The sequence below is a fragment of the Pseudoalteromonas sp. BMB genome, assembly GCF_001709235.1.
GTDB lineage: Bacteria > Pseudomonadota > Gammaproteobacteria > Enterobacterales > Alteromonadaceae > Pseudoalteromonas > Pseudoalteromonas maricaloris.
In genome coordinates this window covers 1-202 of record NZ_MBQA01000150.1, presented here as the reverse complement: position 1 = coordinate 202, position 202 = coordinate 1, and the positions used below count along the sequence as shown (strand labels likewise).

Sequence of the window (202 nt, the reverse complement as noted above, 5' to 3'; positions counted from 1 at the left end):
TGTATAAGAGACAGAGACCAATCGATTTCCCTCTTTGTAATGAAGTGAATGGCTTAACCAGTTCACATCGTCACGTTCTGCAAAGTCCTCGCGCGCATGCGCACCGCGACTTTCTTTACGATGTTCCGCAGCATGCATCGTAGCCACCGCTGCTTCCATTAAGTTATCCAGTTCTAATGCTTCAATTCGCGCAGTATTGAAT

At 46.5% G+C, this 202-nt stretch carries 1 pseudogene; it reads right to left on the bottom strand.

The features are described 5' to 3' along the window. A pseudogene (gene sdhA / locus BB427_RS09235) lies at window positions 1–202 on the bottom strand (succinate dehydrogenase flavoprotein subunit); the annotation flags it as partial.